We start from the raw sequence: 23,876 nt of genomic DNA, 5'->3' as shown, positions 1-23,876 counted from the left end.
GGATGGCGTCGCTTGCCGACGTCGAGCCGGTTCTGAAGGCTATCGACAGCTTCGAGACACCGGTATTGCCAAGTTTAACCGACTACAAACGATGCTACTGCCAGCCAGGCTTAACAGACAGTACCAACCAGGACGTTAGTCTTCTCGATGATCGAGAGGTCCGACGCAATCCGGTATACAGTTGGCGCGGCGGTCGGTGACTCAATAGCGAGCGTATCCTGGATCGTGAGGCGTTCGATGCCCTGCTTTAGTGACCTGATCGTATTCCCGTGGGCCACCACAAGAACCGATTTCCCTCTCAACAAGGGGGGGAACACTTCGCTTATCAAAAAGGGCAGAACCCTCGCGCTTATGTCCCGTATGCTTTCTCCCCCAGGTGGTGGAGTGCTGTACGAGCGGCGCCAAACCTGGACAACATCCTGGCCCCACCGCTCACGTGCCACGTTCTTGTTGATGCCGGTGAGCTGTCCGTAGTCGCGTTCGTTCAACTCGGTTCTCCTGATTGGCTCCAGCAGATCGCCGTTGGTTTCGTTCAAAATCGCTCTGCAAGTGTCAACTGTGCGCAAGAGGGCAGAGCTAAACGCAATATCGAACGAGATGCCGAGGTTCGCGAGCAGTGAGCCGGCTCGCCTGCTCTCAGACCAGCCCTCCTGTGTGAGCGGAACGTCGCTCGTACCCGAGAACTCCCCGCGCGCGTTCCCTTCGCTTTGGCCATGCCGGACAATCACCAGAGTGGACATTCATAACCCTCCCATCGATTTAGCGAACACGAATATTGTCGCACTATCGGACAATCCGTCAAGTGCGACTATGTGCAAGTGAAAACAAAACGATGCCGAAAAAATAAACGTCGAAGTATATATTTATTGACAGATTGTCTGATAGCTCATACCAATGCACTCCGCCGTATTGAGGAGAGTCCGGCACGGCTTGGGAAGGCAAGGCTCTCGCCTTAACAGACAATGCCGCCCAGAGCGGCCGGAGGAGGAATTTTCATGAAGAGACGTACATTTCTACAAGCGAGCGGGGCAATTGCTGTAGCCGGCACGTTCGGAATGCCGGGGATTCTTCGCGCCGACGACGCGATCAGTCTCCTACCTGACACTTGGCCCTCCGAAGGCGCCAACCCAATTGTCGACGCGGGTAAGTTCAAGAAGTCAGGCCCGTGGAAGATCGGACACAGCCACTACGGCCTCGCTGGTTCAACGCATACCTACCAGACGGCGTTTGAAGCCGAATATGAAATAAAAAAGAACAAGGATCGGATCGCTGATTACCAGTTCCGGAGCGCTGATCTCAATGCCTCCAAACAAGTTGCCGATATCGAGGATCTGATCGCCCAGAAGGTCGATGCGATCATCATCGCACCGCTAACCACCGGTTCCGCCGTCGAGGGCATCAAGAAGGCAAAGGCTGCTGGCATTCCAACCGTAGTCTATCTCGGACGCGTCGACACCGAGGAGTTTACGGTTCAGGTCCAGGGCGACGACTTCTATTTCGGGCGCGTGATGGCTCAGTTCCTCGTCGACAAGCTTGGCAACAAGGGCAAGGTATGGGTTCTGCGTGGCGTCGCCGGGCATCCCATCGATGCAGATCGTTATGCAGGCGCCATGGAAGTCTTCAGCAAGTCTGGACTTCAGATCACGTCGACCCAGCACGGAAGCTGGTCTTATGAGGACTCAAAGAAGATCGCCGAAAGCCTGTATCTCTCCGACCCCGATGTCGCGGGCATCTGGACCGATGGAGCCAACATGTCTCTTGGCGTTTTGGATGCCTTGCAGGAGGCTGGCGCCTCAACGATCCCGCCAATCACGGGCGAAGCACTTAACGGCTGGATGCGTCGTTGGAATGACGAAAAACTTTCCTCGATCGGTCCGATTTGCCCACCCGCTCTGTCTACTGCCGCGCTGCGGGCCGCCTTCGCCTTGCTGGATGGGAAGCCGATTCAGCGTAACTGGACGAACCGCCCCAAGCCGATCACCGACGAGACGCTCTCCCAGTTCTATCGCGCAGATCTCACTGATGCGTACTGGGCGCCGACCGAAATGCCGAACGAAAAGCTCCTTGATTATTTCAAGGCTTGATGAACTACGGGCACGATCACTCGTGCCCGTATCCCTGTCGAAGATGGAAATTCCCATGAGCACGCTTGTCGAGATGGTCGGCATCAACAAATCGTTTGGTTTCACGAAAGTCCTTTCGGACGTTCGCTTTTCCCTGGAACGTGGCTCCGTGCACGCTCTGATGGGGGAAAACGGCGCGGGGAAGTCCACCCTGATGCGTATTCTGGCGGGGGTATATCAGCCGGGCGCAGGAAGTGTTCGGCTCCGCGGGGAGGAAGTCAATTTCCGTTCCCCTAAGGAGGCACGGTTGGCGGGAGTGTCGACGGTGTTTCAGGAGTTTACCCTGATCCCCAATCTCACCGTTGCTGAGAACATGTTCCTGGGCCATGAACCTCGTCGCATTGACGGTTCGATCGATAGCGTCGAGGTAGTGAAACGCGCTCGCGCTTTGCTGGCTGACGTATTTCCACAGCTCGACGCAACTGCGATCGTCGAGACACTGACTGTCGCGCAGCAGCAGGCAGTAGAGATCGCGAAGGGACTTACGTCGAACGCGGACGTATTCATCTTCGACGAGCCAACGGCGGCGTTGAACTCGACCGATGTCGCGCATCTTTTCAAGGTTATCCGCGACCTTAAGGCTCAACATAAGGCTGTCGTCTACATCTCTCATCGCATGAATGAAGTCTTCGAACTATGCGACACCATCACCGTCATGAAAGATGGCGCTTGGGTAAGGACTGCAAGAGCGCAGGACTTCAACTTGCAAACGCTGGTAGCGACAATGGTTGGTCGCGAACTTCAGAACTTCTTTCCGCCGCGCTCGCAGGCCACCGGAGCGGCAATGCTGGAGGTTTCGGACTTGCGCCTCGACGACAGCAGCTCGACAGTCACTTTCGTTGTCAGAAAAGGTGAAATCATCGGGCTGGCAGGGCTCGAAGGACAGGGCCAGCGAGAGATAATGCGTGCCATTGTGGGCGTTGAATCGCCAAAGGCCATCGCCGTGTGGCGTGCCGGCCTCGACAACAGCATGCACGTGGTGAATGTAGGGTCAGGGTTCGCTCGCGCGGTCGCATCAGGAATCGGTTTTATCCCTGAAGACAGGAAGCAGGAAGGGCTGTTCCTGCGCCTGCCTATCTACGACAACATCGCGCTGGGAAAACAGCTCAATCGGAATATGGCAAGCGTTGCGTGGCGATCGGTGTCGAGGGTCCGCGAGGTGATCAAGTCGCTACGAGTTGCGGCCGCCGATCCCAATGCGCCCGTAGGTAAACTCTCGGGCGGGAATCAGCAGAAGGTGCTGCTGGGCCGCTGGTTGCTCTCCGGAGTGGACATCCTCGTTATTGAGGAGCCCACGCGCGGCGTCGACGTCGGTGCAAAGGCAGAGATTTACAGATTGCTGCGGGACTTCAGTGATCGTGGCGGTGCGGTCGTGGTTTCGTCGCGCGAGCACGCTGAGCTTATAGGGCTCTGCGACAGCATTTTGGTCGTTCATGACAGGAAGATCGTCGGGCAGATGTCCGCAGAGGGGGCGACCGAGGAAAGAATCCTCGAGACTGCGCTGGGGGCGAGTGCGTCACCGGATCCCCGTGCTGCGGTGCATTGAGGAGGATAACTTATGAATTCATTTGCCAGTCGCCTGAAGCTCCCTTATCGCGCGGGAGCGATCGGGCTTTCCATTGGAACGCTCCTGGTGATGGTTGTCGCCTCGGTAATATTATTGCCGGACTTCATGGATCCGGAGAATTTGTCTAATCTCCTGGCGCAATCGACGGTGCTCGTCATCTCGGCTCTCGGTCAGACGTTCGTCATTCTCACTGGCGGCCTCGACGTGTCGGTTGGGTCCGTCATCAGTCTAACGACGACGATCATGACGCTTGATCTTCCTGAGATAACCCGCGTGCTTATCTGCATCGCGGTGGCGATGGGGTTCGGAGTAGCGAACGGTTACGGTGTCGCGCGCCTCAATGTACATCCAATCATCATGACGCTGACAACAATGGGCATCGGCCAAGGTATCGCGTTGATCATTTTGCCAATCCCAGGTGGGCGCGTTCCGGAGTGGCTTTCCGGCTCGGTAGCCGGATCCATCGGCCCCGTACCTAACTCATTGTTTTGGTTGATCACGGCATCGCTCTTCGCATCCTGGATTCTCTATCGTCGTCCCTTCGGCCTCTACCTCTTCGCTTCCGGCGGCAATGACTTCAACGCACGGATGAACGGTGTTCCCGTCGAGCGCACCATCATCAAAGCGTATGTTCTTTCCGCTCTATTCGCATGCGCTGCGGGGATGTTTCTTGCAGGTCGCCTTGCATCGGGTGATCCTAAGGGCGGCGCTTCATTCGGGATTGAGTCTGTAACGGCTGCAGCATTGGGTGGGGTCCACCTCGCCGGGGGCATCGGAAGCATTGTGGGAACCGTCGTTGGCGCGGCGATCCTCGGGACAGTGAATAATGTGATGAATCTGGCCAACGTCTCTGCATTTCTTCAGTCGGTCGTCAAGGGTGTGTTGCTTCTCGTACTCGTCGTTTCGCAGCGACGCAAAACAATCGGACTTTGAAAGAGATGGACTTCTCGATGACCACATCAGACTCGAAAACTGAAGCACCATCTCGCTCATTGAGGGGTAAGAGCGCCATTTCGTGGATACTCGGGCTACCGCCCGCATACTATGTGCTCGCAATCCTGGTTGCGGTTGCTCCAGCAGTGAGCGCCACGCTCATAAATCCCAACTACTGGTTTGTAATCCTCAAGCAGTCAGCGCCGCTCGGGATCGCGGTGCTCGCCCAGTCGCTTGTCATGCGGGTGCGATCCATCGATCTCTCTGTCAGCGGTATTTTCGCCTTCGCGATCTATCTGGCCAGCTCGGGCCAGCTCAACAACTATCCACCGCTAATGACCGTCCTCATGCCTGTTGTGATTGGGCTAGCTGTGGGGGGTGTAAACGGAATACTCGTAGCATACGTGCGCGCTTCTGCCGTTATCTCCACACTAAGTGTTTCGGCCATTCTGATTGGGATCGTCCAATACATGAGCGCCGGCCGCGCGCCCGGTTCAACGCCAAGCTGGCTTCGAATACTTACGAGCGGCAATATCCACGGCCTTTCCTATTCCGTGGTCCTGTGGATCGTCATCGCCGCCCTGATTTCTATCGCATTTCGCTTTCTCATCGTCGGGCGTTACTTCAGGGCCGTCGGCGACAATCCGAGGGCGGCGGAAACTACAGGAATTCCGTTGGCACGTACGATTTTTGTCTCGCACACGCTCGCGGGCGCCCTGACAGGCATCGCGGCCCTGGTCCAGGTATCCGCGTTGGCGGTCGGCACCATCAAGCCAGGCTTCGACACCTTCATGAATGCGCTCGCCGCCACGATCCTCGGCGGTGTGACGTTCGGCGTCGACCGGGGCGGCGTCGCCGGGCCGTTCGTTGCCGTCGTTGCCTTCAGCTTCCTGTTCGCGATGCTGACCGTCTTCGGCATCCAGGAGCCGGGCAAGCTTATCGTCCAGGGCGTGATCATTGCATTTGCCGCAATCATCTACGGTGCGCGCGCGGGTCGCGTCTAGTCCGTCGGACCGATCAAGTCATTCCCGTAGCAATTGCGGGAGAACGCAGGAGAATATAATGGTGAAGATCACTGCGGCTGTCGCCGTGAAGCCAAAGAGCCCGCTGGAATTCCGTGAACTCGAACTGGCTGACCCCGAAGGCAACGAGATCCTGGTTCGCACGGTTGCGAGCGGGATCTGCCACACGGACTTGCTGCTTCGCGACGGTATTTTTGGCCCGCCGGCACCGGTGATCCCGGGGCACGAAGGCGTCGGCGTCGTCGAGGCGGTCGGACCAGAAGTTCAGAGCCTCAAAGTGGGTGATCACGTCGCACTGAGCCAGAGCTCATGCGGATTCTGCGCCGACTGCCGCCGTTCTCACCCAATGAACTGCCAAAACTATACCCAGTACAATCTTACGGGGCTTCGTCCGAATGGTAAGAAGGCATTGCTCTGCGATGAAGTTGGCATTGGCAGCAATTTCGTGGGCCAGTCGTCCTTTGCGACGCATATCCTTGCGACTGAAAACAATGCAGCGCTTTTGCCGAAAACAGACCTCGACCTTACCGACGCTGCGCCACTCGGGTGCGGCATGGCAACAGGTGCAGGAACAGTGATAAACGCGATGAAGCCGGAAATAGGGTCGACGATAGCCGTTTTCGGCGCAGGTGCTGTCGGCATGGCCGCCGTGATGGCCGCCAAAGTTCGTCGGTGCAGCAAGATTATCATCATAGATCTGAATCAGCAGAGGCTAGACATGGCCATGGGGCTTGGTGCCACACATGCGATCAACGGCAAAGATCCCGACGTAGTCAACCAGATCCATGCGCTGACGGGCGGCGGTGCCGACTTCGCGATCGACGCAGTTGGCATCATTCCGGTTATTCTGAACTCGATCAAGTGCACCCGTGCCGGCGGGCACGTTGTCTTGCTCGGCCTCGACGCGCTCGGGAACGACATTCCCATCCCCCTCGATCTAATGGTGTTCAATCGCAAGATCCAGGGTGCGATCCTTGGTGATCAGATTCCACAGCTGTTCATTCCGCAGATGATGGATCTTAATCAGGCTGGGCTTTTCCCCTTCCAAAAATTGATCACCAAGTATCCCTTCGAGAAGATCAACGAAGCGATCGCGGACGCCGAAGCCGGGCGAGTGATCAAGCCGGTCGTCGTTTTCAACTAGGAGCCAGCGCAAATGACATCGAAGAAGTCAGAGGAACAGCACCTTGTCGTGGAATTCAAAACCACGTCCCAAAATCGAAACCGCGTAAAAGAACTCCTTCAGGAATTCATTGGACCCGCCCGCGAAGAGTCTGGTTGTCTCTACTACGACCTCTACCAGCGGTCGGACGATCCGAACACTTTCATCATCTTAGACGGCTGGCAGAATGAGGCGGCTGTCGTTGGCCATGGCGAACATCCTAATGTCAAGCGGGTGCTGGAGCCTCTTCTTCCACTGTTGGTGAGTCCACCGTCGATTAATGTAAATACCCGTATCAGCGACTGATCGGGCGCAATGGCCATTTCTACGAGGCGCGCGCCCCGAGCGCGCAGGTTTGAGGGAGACGAAATGGATACGCATCGAGTTGTCGTAGTCGGCGGTGGCTTTGCCGGACTCCAGTTAGCGAAGGACCTCGAGTGTCCCGACACTTCCATAACGATCGTCGACAGGCGCAACCATCACCTCTTTCAACCGCTCCTCTACCAAGTTGCCACGACTGTATTGGCAACCTCGGAGATAGCTTGGCCCATCAGAGCATTGTTCAGAGGACGAAAGGATGTATCGACGCTGCTGGGCGAGGTTGTTGGCGTTGATACCGAGGCACGCGTAGTATCGCTCAAGGATGGGAATGCTATTCCCTATGACACGCTCGTTCTCGCGACAGGTGCAAGGCACGCCTATTTTGGCCGGGACGAGTGGGAGCCGTTTGCGCCCGGGCTAAAGGCACTCGAAGACGCGACGACCATCCGGCGGCGGCTTCTTCTCGCGTTTGAGAAGGCCGAATTGGAGGCTGATCCCGAACGGCGGAAGGCAATGCTCACGTTCAGCATAATCGGAGCAGGCCCGACAGGCGTGGAGATGGCTGGGATTATAGCGCAACTGGCCCAACGAACCCTTGTTGAGGAGTTCCGTAGCATCGACACCAGATCGGCGCGCATCCTTCTCATCGAGGCAGGTCCACGTGTCCTACCCGTGTTCCCGGAAGCACTTTCGAGATATGCCGAGCAGTCGCTAATCAAGATGGGCGTCGAAGTGAGAACAGGCATTCCCGTGACGGCATGCAACGAGAACGGCATCGCGATCGGAGATGAGTTCGTTTCAAGCCGGACCGTCATCTGGGCTGCGGGGGTGCAAGCGTCGAACGCCGCCGCCTGGGTCGGTGCTGAAAAGGACAGGGCGGGTAGGGCGGTCGTGCAGCCAGATCTGACTGTTGGCGGTAAGCCCGAGATTTTTATTATTGGAGATACTGCCTCCGTGAAGGCCGCTGATGGAACACCCGTCCCCGGAGTGGCTCCCGCCGCCAAACAGCAAGGCAAATATGTCGCTTCGGTAATTGAAGCACGACGTCTGGGTACACCCACTCCAAGTGCGTTCAGATATAGGCATCTGGGAAACCTGGCTACCATCGGGCCGAATTCGGCTGTTATCGACTTCGGGAAGATCCGGCTCAAGGGCGGAATTGCATGGTGGATTTGGGGGCTTGCCCATATCTACTTCCTGATAGGTACGAGGAGCAGATTGGCAGTTGGACTAAGCTGGCTATGGATCTTTGTTTCCGGCCATCACTCCGCACGTTTGATCACGCAAAAAGAAACCTTAAAGGATGAGGTTTAGTCGCTAGCGCGAGCACGCCCGAGTCTGCTGGGCCGTGAATGGAGACCATCAAAGGCCAGACATTTGGGAATCGGTTGCGAAGCGATGGTTGGCAGCAGGTAACAATTCTGTCGGAGTTCCATATATAACAATGATTGATCTTCGCACTATCAACTTAGGCGACTTCGACTGCGTCGAATTCACGGCGAGGACTGGCCGCGACAAGTCAATTGCCCTGTCCGCCTGTCGTTAGCGATAGGCGGGCCTCATGCTTGAATACCGTTTCGGGAAGGAAGTGATGATGTGGAGAGTTGAGAGTGTCCCCCTCTAAGATTGACCATTTCTCGCTCAAAGGTACCTGCAGCGAGGAACTCGCGGCAGCGCTTTCGAGGCTTTCCCCGCAATCTGAAGCGCATGTACATGGCGATAAGACGATCGCCTACGATGTACATGCGATTACCAATGGTCCGATTGCAGTTATTGCCGCGCACTACGAGGGCGACCTAACGGTCCAGCACCGGGGACCGGCGGAGGCAAACATCATCATGCTTCCACTACATGGGCGATCGGTCGTTACCGTTGACGGCAGACAAATCCCGTCAGAGGGAACGCGGGGCGTTTTCGTGAACAGTATGTCGGCGAGTACGACCCAATTCATTGGGCCCAGGAAACATTTGGGGCTTAGGATCGCCCATGATGAGCTGACGCGCCGTTTGGGATGTCGGCTCAATACGCCAATAAGAGGCAGCCTCGATTTCTCGCCAGAAATCGACCTATCGGTCGGGTTCGGCTCCCTTTTGGTTCAACTGGTACCAGTGCTGTATGCTGGATTACGAGACGGAACCCTCCTTCAATCACCGATAGCACTTCATCACCTCACTGAAACGACGATGGAGCTTTTGATCGAAGCTGCGCAGCATCGCTACTCATCTGAGTTATGCCGCGTTGCTGAATCACCCTTACCCAAGGCCGTTAAGCGGGCGGTCGACTATATGCGTGCCAATATTACTCGGCCGCTATCTCTTGAGGAAATCGCAACGGCTTGTGGCGTAAGCCGACGCACTCTTCAAAGCGGTTTTCGCAACTTTCGGAATACGACCCCTCTGGCATTCCTGCAGCACCTACGGTTGGAATTAGTGCATCAGGAACTGATGACAGGCGAACCTGGCCTCTCGGTCACGCAGGTCGCTCTGAAATGGGGCTTCGTGCATAGAGGCAGATTTTCTGCGGACTATCGCAAGCGCTATGGGGTACTTCCCTCGGAAACATTGCGTATATCATAAGCAGATTGCGCCGACCGAGCTACGATCAGCCGGCACGCTCGACCGTCCTCAAGGCTTGTAGCAACAGCACTCTCCAGAAAAGCCGACTGCCTCGGCCCAAGATCTGTCTTGCAGATGATCCCCTGAACGCGACGATGTTCCGATCTGCGCAACGCAGTTCAAGACCACTACAGGGGTTAATCTTATAGTAATTATGCCGAGGTCATCTCACACATAGCGGTCAATGTCGCAATGTTCTGGACCGCGTCGCTAATGGAAGCCGGTGTAATTTATAGTCGTCTATGAGGAACATATGTCGAGACTGCCGCTATCTCTACTTTTAATGATTTTGGCAATTATCCCGTTGACGGCGTTCGTAATCATCGGAGTATCAACATCACTGGGATATTACCGAGAATACTCTACCTTCCGCAGCGCACAAACAACGCAGCGACTTGGGCGGGAAGGCGGATTCCTCGCCCAAGCTATAGCGGCGGAAGCGTTTGCAGGCGCCGACGTGCGTCGGGCAAAGCAAGCTGCATCGGACAGGGCTTTTACAGCGGTCTTTTCCGCTTACGACTCTTGGAAAAAGGCATTCGACGATCCGGCCATAGAACGGGCGGTACAGATCATTCGTGAAAGGCGGGACAATATCGATAGCTTCCGCCGGCGCGTCGATGACGGAACGGCTAGCGAGGCGGAGGGAGCTGTTGCTTTGCGCCCAGCTGCCCTTGCGGGCTTGGAGCTCGTCCGTCGCACTGGGGCGACTGTCAATGATTTGGATTTAGCACGCCAAATTACCGGTTTTCACGCGCTCATGCAGATCACGGAAGCTAGTTTGCTGGAGATCAGGCCCGGCCGAGCCTACGTCAAAAATTCAGCCATGTCCGTCGATCTATTTTCGTCCCTCTTACAGTCAAAAAATCTAAAGCAGCTTTATGTGCCTGCGATGCAGGAATTTCTCCCCGCCGATCTCGTCAAATCTTATGACGACTTCGAGGCCAGCGCCGCAGGCAAGTTCATCGCGGGCGTTCGCGATCAGATGTATGCAAACCAGCCGGGCGTTTCCTTCCCCCCCGAGACGTTGGATCGATGGAATGAAATCACCCAACAGCGGGCTGCTTTGTTGACCGCACTCATTATGCGCACCGGCGACGAGTTGGACGAGATGGCATTTCAGCGTTACGCCGATCTTCGCAATGCCTTTATCGGCTACTCCGGCGCCACGCTTCTGATCATGTCTACGGTACTCATTTTGTGCATTTCGGTCGTTCGGAGAATTTCAAGCTCCATTCGGACTCTGACAAGCCGAATGAAGGCACTCGCAGAAGGCGATACGTCGGCGCCGGTGCCCTTGACGATCCGACGCGACGAGATCGGGGACATGGCGCGTTGCCTTGAGTTTTTCCGCGGCGCGGCCATACAGAAAAGTAACCTGGAGACATCCGCGGAAGCTGAGCGCATTCGTTCTGACCAAGAGAAGCTGGATATTCAGGTAAGGGCGGAAAAAGAAGCAGAAGAGCGCCTCATCCGAGCGACGACGGCATTGGCAACCGGGTTGAAGCGGATGGCGGATGGAGACTTGATTTATGAGATTGAGGAGCCGTTAGCGCCACAGTTTGAAAGTTTGCGCAGGGATTTCAACGCTTCCATTCGTCAGCTCCGGGACGTGCTTGTTACCGTCGGCCATTCAGTTGAAACGGTCACGAATGGCAGCTCGGGCGTCTCGGCCGCATCTGAAAATCTTTCAAGACTCACGGAGCAGCAGGCGGCTTCGCTCGAGGAAACTGCAGCGGCGTTGGAGGAGATAACCGTCAACGTTGCGTCGACCACGAAGAGGACGGCTGAGGCGCGCGGAGCCGTCCAACAGATGCGAGATCATGCGGAAATGTCCGGTCGGGTTGTACGCGATGCTATCGGCGCCATGAATCGCATTGAAAACTCCTCCAAGCAGATTTCCCAGATCATCAGCGTCATCGACGCGATCGCCTTCCAAACGAACCTCCTGGCGCTGAACGCCGGCGTCGAAGCAGCGCGTGCTGGCGACGCGGGAAAAGGCTTTGCGGTTGTTGCCCAGGAGGTCAGGGAGCTTGCACAGCGCTCAGCGACAGCGGCAAAAGAAATCAAGGATCTCATCGGCAATTCAGCTCTTGCCGTCGACGAAGGCGTAAGGCTCGTGAGTGAAACCGGATCGGGCCTGAGAACGATTGAAGAGCTTGTGCAGGATGTAAATCTTCATATGGACGCAATCGCAACGGCCTCCCAGGAACAATCGTCGGGCCTGCGCGAGATCAACGGCGCGGTTAACCATATGGACCATGCCACTCAAGAAAATGCGAGCATGGTCGCGGAGATGAATACTGCAGGATCGCACCTCGCTCAAGAGAGCCAAAGCCTAGCCGCACTGTTGAAACATTTCCACTTCAAAGACGAGAGCGGGAAGCCACAGAAGGTCACGGGCGAACTTGGGAAGAGCTTCCCGCCCGGTCAGACAATGGTTGACCGCGGAGACTATCCGATGCGCCGTGGTAACCTGGTGCTCGCGCCTTCGAATGATGATTGGCAAGCGTTCTAAATGATATGGGCGGCGTCGCCGACCACATGCAAATACACGTCTTTGATGATTCTGAATGAGAGCGATATCCCGGTGGGGTAGCGGCATGGTACTCCGCCAAATGACTTGTGCGGTCCTAACAAAATGCTGGCTTGACGCATGATTGCTCAGCCACGTGACAAAGCAGGACAGGCACATGAAACACGTACGTCAATCGGAACGCACATCCCGCCCCGAACAGCCTGTGGAAGTGCAGATGGCGACTGATGCTCAAATCGACCAGGGGCGTGGAGCCTTCCGCAACGCGGTCAATGCCAGCCCTCCGCTTGCCACGGGCACGGCCCCGCCATTTTCGGAAGCCTCCGTTGTCCGGCCATCGGACGGTCACGACGCAGATGTCGCAAGTCTGAAGCAACCGTTTGAGAAGGCTTTCCGGGCGAATCCCCGGCATCCTGCGACAAACGTCGACTTGCCATTCAACGCCGAAGAGATGTCCAGTGCCGTCGTACTCGACGCGATCCCGTTACCCGTCTTCTTCAAAAACAGAGATGGGATACACCTTGGTTGCAACAGGGCCTTCGAAAGCTTCTCCGGCCGCTCAAAGGGAGATATTATCGGAAAAACCGTTTTCGATTTGGTGCCCGCACCCATAGCCGAGACGTATGCCGCGTTGGACGAGGCGCTTTTTGCAAATGGCGGTGTTCAGCAATATGAAGCAAAGGCCACCACCGAGAATGGTGGTGTCGTTGATCTTTTACTCAGCAAGACCGCAATCACTGATATCGCTGGTAACAGGATCGGCTTGGTTGGCGCGATGTTGGACATCACAGAGCGAAAACGTGCGGAGCATGATCTCAAAGAGGCTCTTGAATTCGCAGAGGGAATTATTGCCGCCATTCCTGACGTTCTGTTCGAGGTAAATGCCGACGGTCGCTACCTGCAGGTCTGGGCAAGGAATCAGGAGATCCTGGCGCAGCGAAAAGAAGTGCTGCTCGGCAAGCTTGTCCGCGATGTGCTCCCTCCAGATCAGGCCGACATCGCTATGCTGGCTCTTGAAGAAGCCGATGAAACCGGCGCCTCCTACGGTCGTTGTGTCCGTATAGCCCTACCAAACGGCGAATCCCGTTGGTTTGAACTGTCGGTCGCAAGGCGACCAAGCAGCAATCACTCAACCGTCACTTTTCTGGTGTTATCTCGCGATATTACCGAACGAAAGCACGCCGAGGGCACGACTATTGAAGCTCGGGCTCGCCTCCTAAGTGTCCTGCAGACCATTCCGGATATGGTATGGCTGAAAGACGTAACAGGCAAATATCTGTTGTGCAATCATGCCTTCGAAGAATTGGTCGGCAAGGCAGAAGCGGAAATCGTCGGGAAAACGGATTATGACCTGTTTACTCCCGAACTCGCCCAATTTTTTCGTGACAAGGATGAGGAGGCCATGCAAGCCGGCCGTATTCTCATCAATGAGGAACGGTTTACCGCTCACGAGGACGGTCGATCAACGCTTTTGGAGACTCGTAAGGTTCCGGTATTCACGGGGGGAAAGCTGATGGGGATCCTCGGCGTCGCCCGCGATATCACCGAACTGGACACGTCCCGTAAGAAAATCCATCAGATGGCATTCTACGATTCTCTGACCGGCCTGCCTAACCGGACACTTTTCAATGAACGGCTACGCGAGATGATCGGGGACGCGGCTTCGGCGGGCCAGCGAGCCGGGGTGATGCTGATCGACATGGACCATTTCAAAGCGATCAATGACACTATGGGACATCCCGTTGGTGACGAGTTGCTGCGGCAGGTGGCGACACGCATGAAAAAAGGCGTCCGTGCCAGCGACACCGTGGCGAGACTCGGTGGAGATGAATTTGCAGTCTTGCTGCCCAATGTTCAGGACAATGACGATTTGGCTCAAATTGCCAGCAGAATGCTTGCCGCATTCGGCGAACGCTTCATGCTTTCCGACAGGGAGATCTTTGTATCCTGCAGCATCGGGATATCGGTATTTCCAAATGACGGCGACGCTCCCGACGATTTGGTGAAATATGCGGATTCTGCGATGTATTTGGCGAAGCGCTCGGGGCGTAGCAACTTCCGCTTCTACTCAAAGGATCTCACGATTGGGGCTGAAAAGCGCCTAGCGCTAGAATCAGACCTACGCCTAGCTTTGAAACATGAGCAACTTGAACTCCATTATCAGCCAAAGGTCCTATTGGACAACGGAAAGGTGATCGGTTCAGAAGCACTGCTACGATGGCATCATCCGAAGATGGGAATGATCCCTCCGGGAGAATTCATAGGTGTCGCCGAGGAAACGGGATTGATCATCGATCTTGGACGATGGGTGCTGCATGAGGCGTGTTGCACGGCTGCCGTCATGAATGCAGATGGACTGCCCCCGCACAAGATTGCGATAAATTTGTCTCCTAAGCAGTTTCAATGCCCGCGTTTGTCGCAAACGGTGGCGGACGTATTGCAGGAAACCGGTTGTCGTGCGGAGTGGATCGAGGTTGAAATAACTGAGAGTCTCCTGCTCCATAACTGCGAGGGCGTTTCGACGACACTCTCTCAATTGCATGCGAGCGGAATTTCCATAGCGATCGATGATTTCGGCACCGGCTACTCATCTCTGAGCTATTTGGCTAACTTTCCCATTGATACCCTCAAAATTGACCGGTCATTCATCAATCGATCCGACAAGCGAAGTAGAGAACTGGTCAAGGCAATTCTCTCAATTGCGCGCTGCCTAGGGCAAAATGTAGTCGCTGAGGGCGTGGAGACGGTCGATCAAGAAAAATTCTTGGCTGAAAGCGGCTGCGCTGTGGCACAGGGGTTCTACTATAGCAAGCCCATCCCGAAGTCCGAACTTCTCGCTGCAAACGCAGTGCCCGAGTTCTCTCGCGGTGATTCCCATCTTACGCCGATGCCCGCAGAGGAAGGGGTGGCACTCATGCGCTTGCCTCCCGCATCTGTTGGGACCCGAACCGCGTGAAGCCTACGGCTAACAGCGCGCAGGATCCACGCCACCTGCGGCGCTGTTTATACCGCACTCATCCAACGGAAGCCCAAACTACTCTGGGCGATTGGATAAAACGCGGACCAATAGGAACTACTTAAAACTTCAGGTGCTTTGATGTTCCGAAATATGCAGGCCCTGTACCGAATTGCGCGACGAAACATACGTTGACGTGTTTTCGCTTTCGATTGCCATTGCAAAGACTTGCCCAGTACAATCTACTATTCTGCGTCAATATCGTCAAAAGCATAACCGTGCAAAAGCTCATCCCATTTCCCCATCCGAATAGAAATTCTGCGGATTTGAAAAGTTCAACTGCGAATTCGAATGGCTCCGGACATTTCGACATCATCCAATCGCTGAAATCGGAACTTCACGATTTGGCTAGTGCCGTAAATCAGTTGGAGGCGCTATGTGAGTCATACCGATCCCAAGCTGATACGTGCTCGCAACCTGACTGAACGACTGAGCGTCCGCGCTTGTCATCGTATTCCCTATGACCCTCTCTGGGCGTGGCGGCCAGTGGTTCGTTGAATCTTGCCAAACGTTCCCGGATCCCACCACTTCCCGAACACGGGAGCTTCAATTCGATCAACTCGAAACTTTCGGCCATTTGAACGGGTGGCGGAAAAAAACGCCAGCGATTGCGCCGTGATTTCGTAATGGTTCTGCCTATTTGCTGAAGGCGGTCGGCCGATTGGAATGCTCCATCAGACCTCAACTTACCGGCAGCAAGGACTGCAGGTTCGATAGCTTCTTTTCGTGGATGAGGATATACGGATCCTCGAACTCTACCCGCATCTTGTCCTGGTTGGCGACGAAGTAGGGGCTGAGGTACGGGTCGAATTGCATGCGCGCGAAGACTACGAGTTTGGTCTCGGCGGTCTTGGCTTCCTCGACGAAATGGCACTCTCGTTGCTAACCTTCTCCATTGCGTCGACGAGGAACGGCCGCGCAAGGTCGATGCCACGCTTCGGGTCCATCGATTCATCCCGGACGCTCCCGCCTTGCGTAATAGACTGGATTTTTCATTTCTGCCTGGGTTTCAAACCTGTCTCGCCGTGGTGTTGCTGCATCCCGTCCTGCCCCGGCTTTTGGTCCTGCCAGGCTCGCGCTGCCCGCAACGGCTTTGCCGTCCTTCACTTCGTTGCGGCCCTGCGGGTGCTGGCCGCACTTGCAGCCTGGCTTTTGGACCGCCGTAGCAGGTCGCGATGGCCGCGACCTCGAACGGAGGTTCAGAGATGAACAGGCAGCAATCCAATCAACGATCCGATATCTACAGCCGCATCACCACCAAGATCATCGCCGATCTCAAACAGGGCGTCCGTCCATGGACCAAGCCATGGACGACGGGAGGCTGGACAGCCGAGGTCAGCCGGCCACTGCGCCACAATGGCCAACCCTACACCGGCATCAATGCTCTGCTCCTCTGGTCTGAAGCCATCGCCCGCGGCTTTGCATCACCAAGGTGGATGACGTTTCGCCAGGCAATCGAGCTCGGCGGCGCCGTCCGCAGGGGCGAAACCGGCACGACCGTCGTCTTCGCCAGCTCTTTCATCCGCGCCGAGACGACGGAGACAGGCGCCGAAATCGAACGCGACATCCCCTTCCTCAAAACCTACACCGTGTTCAACACCGACCAGATCACCGGCCTTGATGGCCTTGCCCATTCCATCGCGCCTGACCAGGATTGGATGAGCCGCATCGGTGCTGCCGGCCGCTTCTTTGCCAATACCGGCGCCCTGATCCGCCATGGAGGATCGGCGGCCTATTATGCTGCTGCCCGTGACTACATCCAGATGCCGTGCTTCGACGCCTTCCGGGACGATGCATCCTATGTCGCCGTTCTCAGTCACGAGATGACGCACTGGACCGCTGCACCGCGAAGGCTCGATCGGGATCTCAGCCGCTATGCGAAAGACAGGAGCGAACGCGCCCGCGAAGAGCTCATTGCCTTATCTTGACAGTCTGCACTAACTCTTGGCTTCATGCTCAGGTTGATGCACTCGCTGACGGAGGCGCTTTCCAGGCCGGACGCAGCGCTCCCAAATAGCTGGCGGAGGCCGGCCTGGAGAGTGCCGGGCAAGTTGAACTCCTTCGTTGATTCTGGGCTCCCCGGATGGGGGTCCGGGGGAAGGTTGAGCAACTTGTGGACAATGTAATCGCAGCTTTGAGTATCACCATTCAGGAGCGCAGATCATCGGCGGGGCTTGATGCCTATGTCCCGATGATCCTCTGCGATGGGGCGCTATACGATCCTGATCTGGATCGCTTTTTCCGCGACCTCCCTCTCAACGGCGTTCGCTCCCGCCATTCTCTTCGTGCCTATGGCTACGACGTTCTCGTCTGGGTTCGTTTTCTTTCGGAAGCCTGCGCGAAGACGATATGGCAAGCCGACCGGCATGATGTTCTTGCCTATCACCGCGTCCAGCGCCGCGCCGACGCTGGACAACGCATCTCCGCTGCCTCGTGGAACCGCGCCGTCGCCTGCCTCGACCGGCTATATCGCTGGGGTGTGCAGGAAGGACTGATCGCGGAAGCACCCTTCACGCATCGCTCGGTCTGGAGGCAGGGGTACGCTGGGCGGCGGTCGCAGGTGGCAGCGCGGAACGATGCCTATGAGCCCGCCGCGCGTCGAACCGACGTCAGTTTCGTCACGCTCGATGACTACCGACGGTTTCGGGACGTCGGCCTCAAAACGCTTTTGCCTGACGGCCACGTACGCCCTGGCGCCCGAGATCGCAACGGTATCCGCAATGCGCTGTTCGCCGATCTCCTGGTGACGACAGGTCTTCGGCTGGAAGAAGCATCATCCCTCTTCACCTCCGATCTCGGTTTCGGCGATCAGCGTCCGGGCCGTCAGGTCTGGCTGGATTTGGCGGATGCCCAGACCAAGGGTGATCGCGGTCGACAGATCCTCGTTCCCGCTCGACTGCTCCAGCAGGTGCGCGCCTATGTCGGTGTCGAACGTGCTCATGCCGTCACGAAGTTCCAGCAACGCTCTGCGTGGCGGTCGATCGACCGACCGATCTTCGTTCATCGGGATCGGCATGCTGCCCGGCTGCGGTTGCTTGATGGCGGCGATATCGCACTCGACCTGCTCGATCCGGAGGAACGCGGTCGGATCATTGTCTGCGACAGCGACGGCACGCCGAGCGAACCGGCGATATTATGGCTTTCGGAGATCGGCTTACCGGTGCAGCCGAACTCCTGGGAAGTCGCTTTCGCCCGTGCCTCCAGCCGGTGCAGATCCTTCGGTTTCGATATCAGCATCAGCCCGCACCAACTCCGTCACACCTTCGCCGTTCACATGCTGGCGATGCTCATTCAGCATCGCCTCCGCGATGCTGCCTTGCCTGCCGGGCCGATGGAGGGATATCGGCAAGTTCTTGGCGATCCTCTCCAGCAGGTGCAACGGCTTCTGGGCCATGCCAGCCTGACGACAACATATATTTACCTGGACCACATCGCGACGCGCTCCGATACCGTCGATGCGGCTGTCGAAGAACTCCTGGGACTGCTCCCCTCGGAGGCCACGCTATGAGGGGGCGCCCACGCAAGGGAACTGCGGTTCGTTTTGCGCCAGCCGATGGCGTTGTTCTTCCACACGCCAGCGATCCGGTGCTGGGTCTGCGCTTCAACATCGAGGCGCGGTATGGCGGGTCCGTCGAAGTTGATCTTGTCGGCGAGCATCCTAGACCCTTCGCCCTCGCGTTTGCAGGGGCTCTGCGCCGGCAGTCCGAGCTTGGTGGTCCGCTCGGCGCGCGGAGCACGATCAAGCAACACCTCCAGGCCTATCTCCGCTTTTTCGCATATCTGCGCGAGCATTCCACGGTAAAGACGCCCGCCGATCTGCGCGCAGATGATATCGATGGGTATGAGGATTTCCTCGCATTCGTCGGGATGACCCCGATCCACCGACACACTGTTCTCGCCAAAGCCATCCTCGCCCTGCGCTCGATAGACGCCGACCAGCCAAGGCTTCTGGATGAAGGTGTTCGTCGTCGCCTCAGCTACACTAGCTCACAATCCGCCGGCCGATCCCGACCGCGTGATGCCTATAGCCCGTTCGTTGCAAGGCAGCTTCGCGACGCTGCCCGTGGCGATATCGCCAGGATATTCCGGCGGATCGGGAAGCCGCTGGATGAAGACGACAACTATCCCAACCTTCGCAGAGTGACCGACGAGGCCAATGCCCGGATCGTCGCGTCCGGCAGGCTCAGCAGCGCAGACCCCGCCTTCAAAAGCCTCTATTTCATGAGGCTGCGGCGTGGTCTTCCGGTCTCGACCCTGGCCGAGGATCTACATGCAGGTTTCCATCTGCGTGCAATGGATATTCCTCCTCTGCTGACCTTCCTGTCACTGGAGACCGGCCTTGAGATCGAGTGCTGCAAGGCATTGACGGTCGACTGCCTTCAGAATCCCGGACCCGGCACGATCGAGATCGCCTATGTGAAGCGGCGGGCCCGCGGCGCTGAGCACAAGCACATCCGCGTCCGTGACGGTGGGATCGGAACACCGGGCGGTCTGATCCGCAAGCTGATCGAGGCAACGGCATTCACACGGCAGTTCGTGCCGAGCGAGAATCTTTGGCTCTATTATTATACCGGGCCTACGCAGCTCCGGGCGGGTATCGAGCATCCACATGAGCTCGTCGACCGATGGACCGCAGGCCATGGGATCGTCGATGACAATGGTGAACCTCTTCGTCTCGTTCTTTCCAGGCTGCGCAAGACCCACAAGGCGCTCTGGTATCTGAAGACCGAGGGTCATATGACCCGTTTCGCAGTCGGACATACGCCGGAGATCGCCGCTCGCCACTACGCGGATATCCCCTCGCTGCGACCGCTGCACGAAGCCACCATTGCCGAGGCATTCTCAGAAGTCGCGGCCGCTGCAGGTCCGATCGTTGTGGCGCCCGCCCGGGAAGATTCCTGGCGGCAATGCGATGCGACGCCGGAAGCGCGCGAGAACCGAGACGGTATCCTCAGTGGCGAGCAGGACGTTTGGCTGGCGGCATGCTCCGGGTTTGACCGCAGCCCGTTCGGAGACTCAGGCGAGCCTTGCCCGCAACCGTTCTGGGGCTGTCTCGAATGCCGTAACGCTGTCATCACCGCGCGCAAGCTGCCGGCTATCGTCGCGTTCCTGCGGTTTATCGAAGAGCAGCGGGCGGGTCTCTCCGCGGCGGATTGGGCCATGAAGTTTGGGCGTGCCCATGCTCGCATTGCCGGGCAGGTTCTGCCGGCATTCCCCGACAGTGTGGTTGCCGCAGCCCGTCGCGAGGCAGAAGTGCATCCCCTCTATCTCCCTCCGGAGGCCCGCCAATGAGGGGACTATCGTCAGCAGCCCGGCAACACGATCTGCGCCCGGTTCTCGCGACCGCTCCGTTGAAGCCTGGTTTCGATCGGGACGCTCTGTCGCGCTACAGTGATCCGAGCTGGGATCTCGGCCCGGCCGTGTTTCGGGAGAGCGCCCGTCGCTGTCATGTCACCGTGCATCTCGGGTCTGTCGGGGATACGAGCGTCCGCGAGGCGTTGCGCGAACTCCTCTATGCCCGGCTGAACGTCGATCTGCCGGGTCACCGCAAGATACTTCCTCCCGGCAGTGTCCGGCAGGCGTTCAACCGAGCGCGGCGCTTCTTCGATTTCGTGCGTGATGAACTCGGTGCTGTCGATCTTCACCTGGTCGATCAGCCACTCCTGGACCGATATGCCCGCCATCTCAGTGCCGATCGGGCCCGTCGGCCCGTCATTGTCGCGCAATTACTGGAAGTACCTGCCGATCTCTTCCTTTATCGCGACCATCTGCCCTCCGGAGGACTGCGGTTTCAACCTTGGTCCGGAAGATCACCTGCGCGTGTCGCGGGCTATCGTCACATCTGCGAGAACCGAACGCCGCGCATTCCCGAGACAATCATCTCACCGTTGCTGGCTTGGTCGATCCGGTATGTCACCGAGTTCGCCGCCGATATCTTCGCAGCCCGCGAGGAGATGGACCACCTCGAAGCTCACTGCACCTCACTCATCGAGCAGGACAGCGTTCTCGAACGTAATGACCGGCGGCGCCAGCAGCGTAAGCGGCTTGAGGATTATTTCGGGCGGCTGCGCAGTGAAGGTCGCGGGGTGCCGGTCTGGGGCACTGCCCATAACGGCATGTTTCTCCGGCATCCCGAGACAGGAGAGCTGTCGCCACCCGTCAACGCCCACCTGCTTCACCTGCACATCGGTATCGACACGCTGGCCGAGCCGAAGATGCACATTCAACTCACGAACGGCGCTCCACGCCAGATCAGAGCTGCGGTGCTCGAGCTCGGTGTCGAGACTGGCGGCATGGATACACCCATCTCCATTCTTCCAGAGACCGGCAAGCCCTGGCGGTCTCGCTTCGATGCCAAGACCCTGGCGGCGGAAGAGCGCATGCTGCAATCAGCGGCCTATATTCTCTGTGCTTATCTGACCGGCATGCGAGATTGCGAAGTCCAGGCGATGCAGCGTGGATGCGTTTCTCTGACGCGCAGCGACGACGGCGTGATCATGCGCCATCGCGTGCAATCCGTCGCCTATAAGGGCAAGTCTGCCCAGGGTGAACCTGCCGAGTGGGTCACCATCGAGCCCGTTGCCAGAGCTGTCGAGGTTCTGGAACGCTTGTCTTTTCGGGTCGCTTCCGCCCGCGGCCTGATGACGCTCTGGCCCGTTCTGATCGCAAGGCCTGTTTGCAAGGACCACCTCTCGGCTGAGATCGTCCGCCAGCTCAACCGATTCCGAGATCACCTCAACGACCTGTTCGGAACACCCGACGAGCCAGCGGTCCCGAGCGGACCAGGTGGACAACCCTGGCGTATTACGACGCGGCAGTTCAGACGAACGATCGCATGGCACATCGCCAATCGTCCCTTCGGCACCATCGCCGAAATGATCCAGTACAAGCATGCCTCCGTCGCCGCTTTCGAAGGATATGCCGGCTCCAGCCGTTCCGGTTTCAGGGCGGAAGTCGAGAACCAGCGTAGCCTCGGCCAGCTCGACGACCTGTTGATCTATTTCGACGAGCGGCAGGCCGGAGCCAGGCTGTCGGGGCCTGCGGCGGTGCGGATCGCGAAGACGCTCGACAGCGTATCGGATGATCTCGGGCCGCTTCCGGCCATGATCGCTGATCGCGCCCGACTGCGCACCATGCTCGCGAGCCTCGCGCGGACCCTTCATGTCGGCGTGCTGGCCGATTGCTTCTTCGATCCCGGCATGGCCATGTGCCTGAAGCAGGCCACCAACAACGACAACAAATCGCCGCTAACAGCACTTTGCCAGCCAACGCGCTGTCCAAACGCCTGCATCACCGCTCGGCACCTGCCAGCATGGAAACGTATGGCTGACGATACTCGAAGCTTGTTGAAAGAGAAAAGGCTGTCAAAATTGCAACGGGAAGTACTAAGAAGTGAGCTTGGTCGCATACAGGCAGTTCTGGAGGGAGGGGGGCAATGACAGATTATATTATCCGTGCGTCATTACACGACGAGGCGAATGAGGGGTGGGTCTGGGTCGAAGATTTCCCGTCCCGAAGTTTGATAAAAATAATCCATCAGACAAATGATCGGAGCGTCGTTTGTCAGACCAGAAAGTTCGATAAGAACTTCTTGGATCGCTACAATGCCGAGGGTGCTGGCCGTATAGAGATCAACGAGCTGAAGCAAAACACCATCGTGATGTCTGGGTGGTATCGAGATGCCTTGGGAGGCTTTGGCACTACCGACAAGGATAACGAAACTGGCAAGGTAACACTCAATTTATGCCCGCTCGGGTGCTGGAAACCCTGGTACCAGATGCGTGCTGCGTCACATCATCCAGATATCGTCGTGAGGTTAGGGGTTCGTCTCGGTGCTATAGGAATCTGGGCGGGATTACTTAGCATTTGGCTGGGTCTGCTATCAATCGTTCAGCCCGGCGGATGTGCCAAACCGATAGCAGGGGTCAGCGGTCTTGTCGTGCTGCTCCTAGCGGGCTTCTTCCTAGTTGCTGCATGCTGGCCACCGAACACATCGCCAAGAGGCCGCCATGAGTGAACGAATTGCAATCCTCGGATGGGGCTCTTTGCTATGGGACGGGCGCCCAGATTTCGATAATTGGCATGGGCCGTGGCAATTCGACGGGCCGGTCTTGAAGATCGAGTTCTCACGTATTTCGTCGTCTCGCCTCGGAGCATTGACGCTTGTGCTGGATCCGATGAATGGCTCCGATAACCAGGTTGCCTATTGTCAAAGCTTGAGAAGTGACCTGTCGGAGGCTGTGGAGGATCTCCGCATCCGAGAAGGCACAAGCCTTGCCAATATTGGTTATATCCATCGGGATGGCCGCACACGATCGCGAGATGATGGGTCGGGCTCCATAATTAACGCTTGGGCGGTCACGAGAGCGTTCGATGCCGTCGTCTGGACCAATTTGCAGAGCAATTTCACGCAGAAGACCGGCAAGCCGTTTTCAATATCCGCTGCTGCGGAGCACATTCGATCGATTTCAGAAGATGGGCGCCGCGCGACGCTCGAATATGTCGCCAAGGCTCCAGATTTCATTGACACCCCTTTTCGCCGGTACTGCGCCACGTCCTGAACATCGTATTTTTCGGTTGACTG

General features: G+C 57.2%; 16 protein-coding genes and 2 pseudogenes. 16 read left to right on the top strand and 2 right to left on the bottom strand.

Annotated elements, in window-relative coordinates:
* Positions 1–110: 110 nt before the first annotated feature.
* Complete coding sequence (locus tag EFR00_RS28190; protein ID WP_064842555.1) at positions 111–740, bottom strand: 2,3-bisphosphoglycerate-dependent phosphoglycerate mutase; 630 nt, start codon at positions 738–740, stop codon at positions 111–113.
* A 255-nt stretch (positions 741–995) separates the two neighbouring features.
* Here EFR00_RS28190 and EFR00_RS28185 point away from each other — a divergent pair, with 255 nt between their 5' ends.
* The 10 genes from EFR00_RS28185 to EFR00_RS28140 all read left to right on the top strand — a co-directional run bounded on the left by EFR00_RS28185 (position 996) and on the right by EFR00_RS28140 (position 15,232).
* Positions 996–2,084, top strand: a complete 1,089-nt coding sequence (locus EFR00_RS28185; RefSeq protein ID WP_004671515.1) for a substrate-binding domain-containing protein — start codon at positions 996–998, stop codon at positions 2,082–2,084.
* A 55-nt stretch (positions 2,085–2,139) separates the two neighbouring features.
* Positions 2,140–3,669 (top strand): sugar ABC transporter ATP-binding protein, encoded by a 1,530-nt coding sequence (locus EFR00_RS28180; RefSeq protein ID WP_170964873.1) that lies wholly within the window; start codon positions 2,140–2,142, stop codon positions 3,667–3,669.
* 12 nt (positions 3,670–3,681) lie between these two features.
* Positions 3,682–4,623, top strand: a complete 942-nt coding sequence (locus EFR00_RS28175; RefSeq protein ID WP_004671512.1) for an ABC transporter permease — start codon at positions 3,682–3,684, stop codon at positions 4,621–4,623.
* Positions 4,624–4,628: 5 nt separating this feature from the next.
* Positions 4,629–5,627, top strand: a complete 999-nt coding sequence (locus EFR00_RS28170) for an ABC transporter permease (protein ID WP_026188838.1) — start codon at positions 4,629–4,631, stop codon at positions 5,625–5,627.
* A gap of 58 nt (positions 5,628–5,685) precedes the next feature.
* A complete protein-coding gene (locus EFR00_RS28165) occupies positions 5,686–6,789 on the top strand; it encodes an NAD(P)-dependent alcohol dehydrogenase (RefSeq protein ID WP_004671507.1) in 1,104 nt (367 codons plus the stop codon).
* Positions 6,790–6,801: 12 nt separating this feature from the next.
* On the top strand, positions 6,802–7,113 hold the full coding sequence (locus EFR00_RS28160) for a putative quinol monooxygenase (protein WP_004671505.1): 312 nt from the start codon (positions 6,802–6,804) through the stop codon (positions 7,111–7,113).
* A 63-nt stretch (positions 7,114–7,176) separates the two neighbouring features.
* Positions 7,177–8,442: an NAD(P)/FAD-dependent oxidoreductase gene (locus EFR00_RS28155; RefSeq protein WP_077991326.1), complete on the top strand. Its 1,266-nt coding sequence runs from the start codon at positions 7,177–7,179 to the stop codon at positions 8,440–8,442.
* Positions 8,443–8,738: 296 nt separating this feature from the next.
* The gene (locus EFR00_RS28150; RefSeq protein ID WP_008534397.1) at positions 8,739–9,704 is read left to right on the top strand and encodes a helix-turn-helix transcriptional regulator; all 966 of its coding nucleotides are present in this window, start codon (positions 8,739–8,741) and stop codon (positions 9,702–9,704) included.
* Positions 9,705–9,996: 292 nt separating this feature from the next.
* On the top strand, positions 9,997–12,258 hold the full coding sequence (locus EFR00_RS28145; RefSeq protein ID WP_077991327.1) for a methyl-accepting chemotaxis protein: 2,262 nt from the start codon (positions 9,997–9,999) through the stop codon (positions 12,256–12,258).
* 175 nt (positions 12,259–12,433) lie between these two features.
* A complete protein-coding gene (locus tag EFR00_RS28140; RefSeq protein ID WP_077991329.1) occupies positions 12,434–15,232 on the top strand; it encodes a sensor domain-containing protein in 2,799 nt (932 codons plus the stop codon).
* A gap of 747 nt (positions 15,233–15,979) precedes the next feature.
* Here the strand turns inward: EFR00_RS28140 and groEL are convergent.
* Positions 15,980–16,203, bottom strand: a pseudogene (groEL, locus tag EFR00_RS33745) (chaperonin GroEL); the annotation flags it as partial.
* Between the two features lie 294 nt (positions 16,204–16,497).
* Here groEL and EFR00_RS28130 point away from each other — a divergent pair.
* From EFR00_RS28130 to EFR00_RS28105, 6 genes and pseudogenes are all read left to right on the top strand, one after another.
* Positions 16,498–17,211 (top strand): annotated as a pseudogene (locus EFR00_RS28130) (ArdC family protein); the annotation flags it as partial.
* Positions 17,212–17,375: 164 nt separating this feature from the next.
* Entirely contained in the window at positions 17,376–18,800 is a 1,425-nt protein-coding gene (locus tag EFR00_RS28125) for a tyrosine-type recombinase/integrase (protein ID WP_077991331.1), read from the top strand.
* Positions 18,801–18,877: 77 nt separating this feature from the next.
* Positions 18,878–20,584: a hypothetical protein gene (locus EFR00_RS28120; RefSeq protein WP_245435278.1), complete on the top strand. Its 1,707-nt coding sequence runs from the start codon at positions 18,878–18,880 to the stop codon at positions 20,582–20,584.
* 59 nt (positions 20,585–20,643) lie between these two features.
* Positions 20,644–22,731: an integrase gene (locus EFR00_RS28115; protein ID WP_425350911.1), complete on the top strand. Its 2,088-nt coding sequence runs from the start codon at positions 20,644–20,646 to the stop codon at positions 22,729–22,731.
* Positions 22,728–23,309, top strand: a complete 582-nt coding sequence (locus tag EFR00_RS28110; protein WP_077991337.1) for a hypothetical protein — start codon at positions 22,728–22,730, stop codon at positions 23,307–23,309. Before EFR00_RS28115 ends, EFR00_RS28110 begins: the two co-directional genes overlap by 4 nt.
* Positions 23,302–23,853 (top strand): hypothetical protein, encoded by a 552-nt coding sequence (locus EFR00_RS28105; RefSeq protein WP_077991339.1) that lies wholly within the window; start codon positions 23,302–23,304, stop codon positions 23,851–23,853. The genes EFR00_RS28110 and EFR00_RS28105 overlap by 8 nt, the downstream gene beginning before the upstream one ends.
* Positions 23,854–23,876 lie beyond the last annotated feature (23 nt).

Source organism: Rhizobium sophoriradicis, from assembly GCF_003939025.1.
Classification (GTDB): domain Bacteria; phylum Pseudomonadota; class Alphaproteobacteria; order Rhizobiales; family Rhizobiaceae; genus Rhizobium; species Rhizobium sophoriradicis.
Note: the sequence above shows the minus strand (reverse complement) of the source record. Positions and strands in the feature narration are given on the sequence as shown.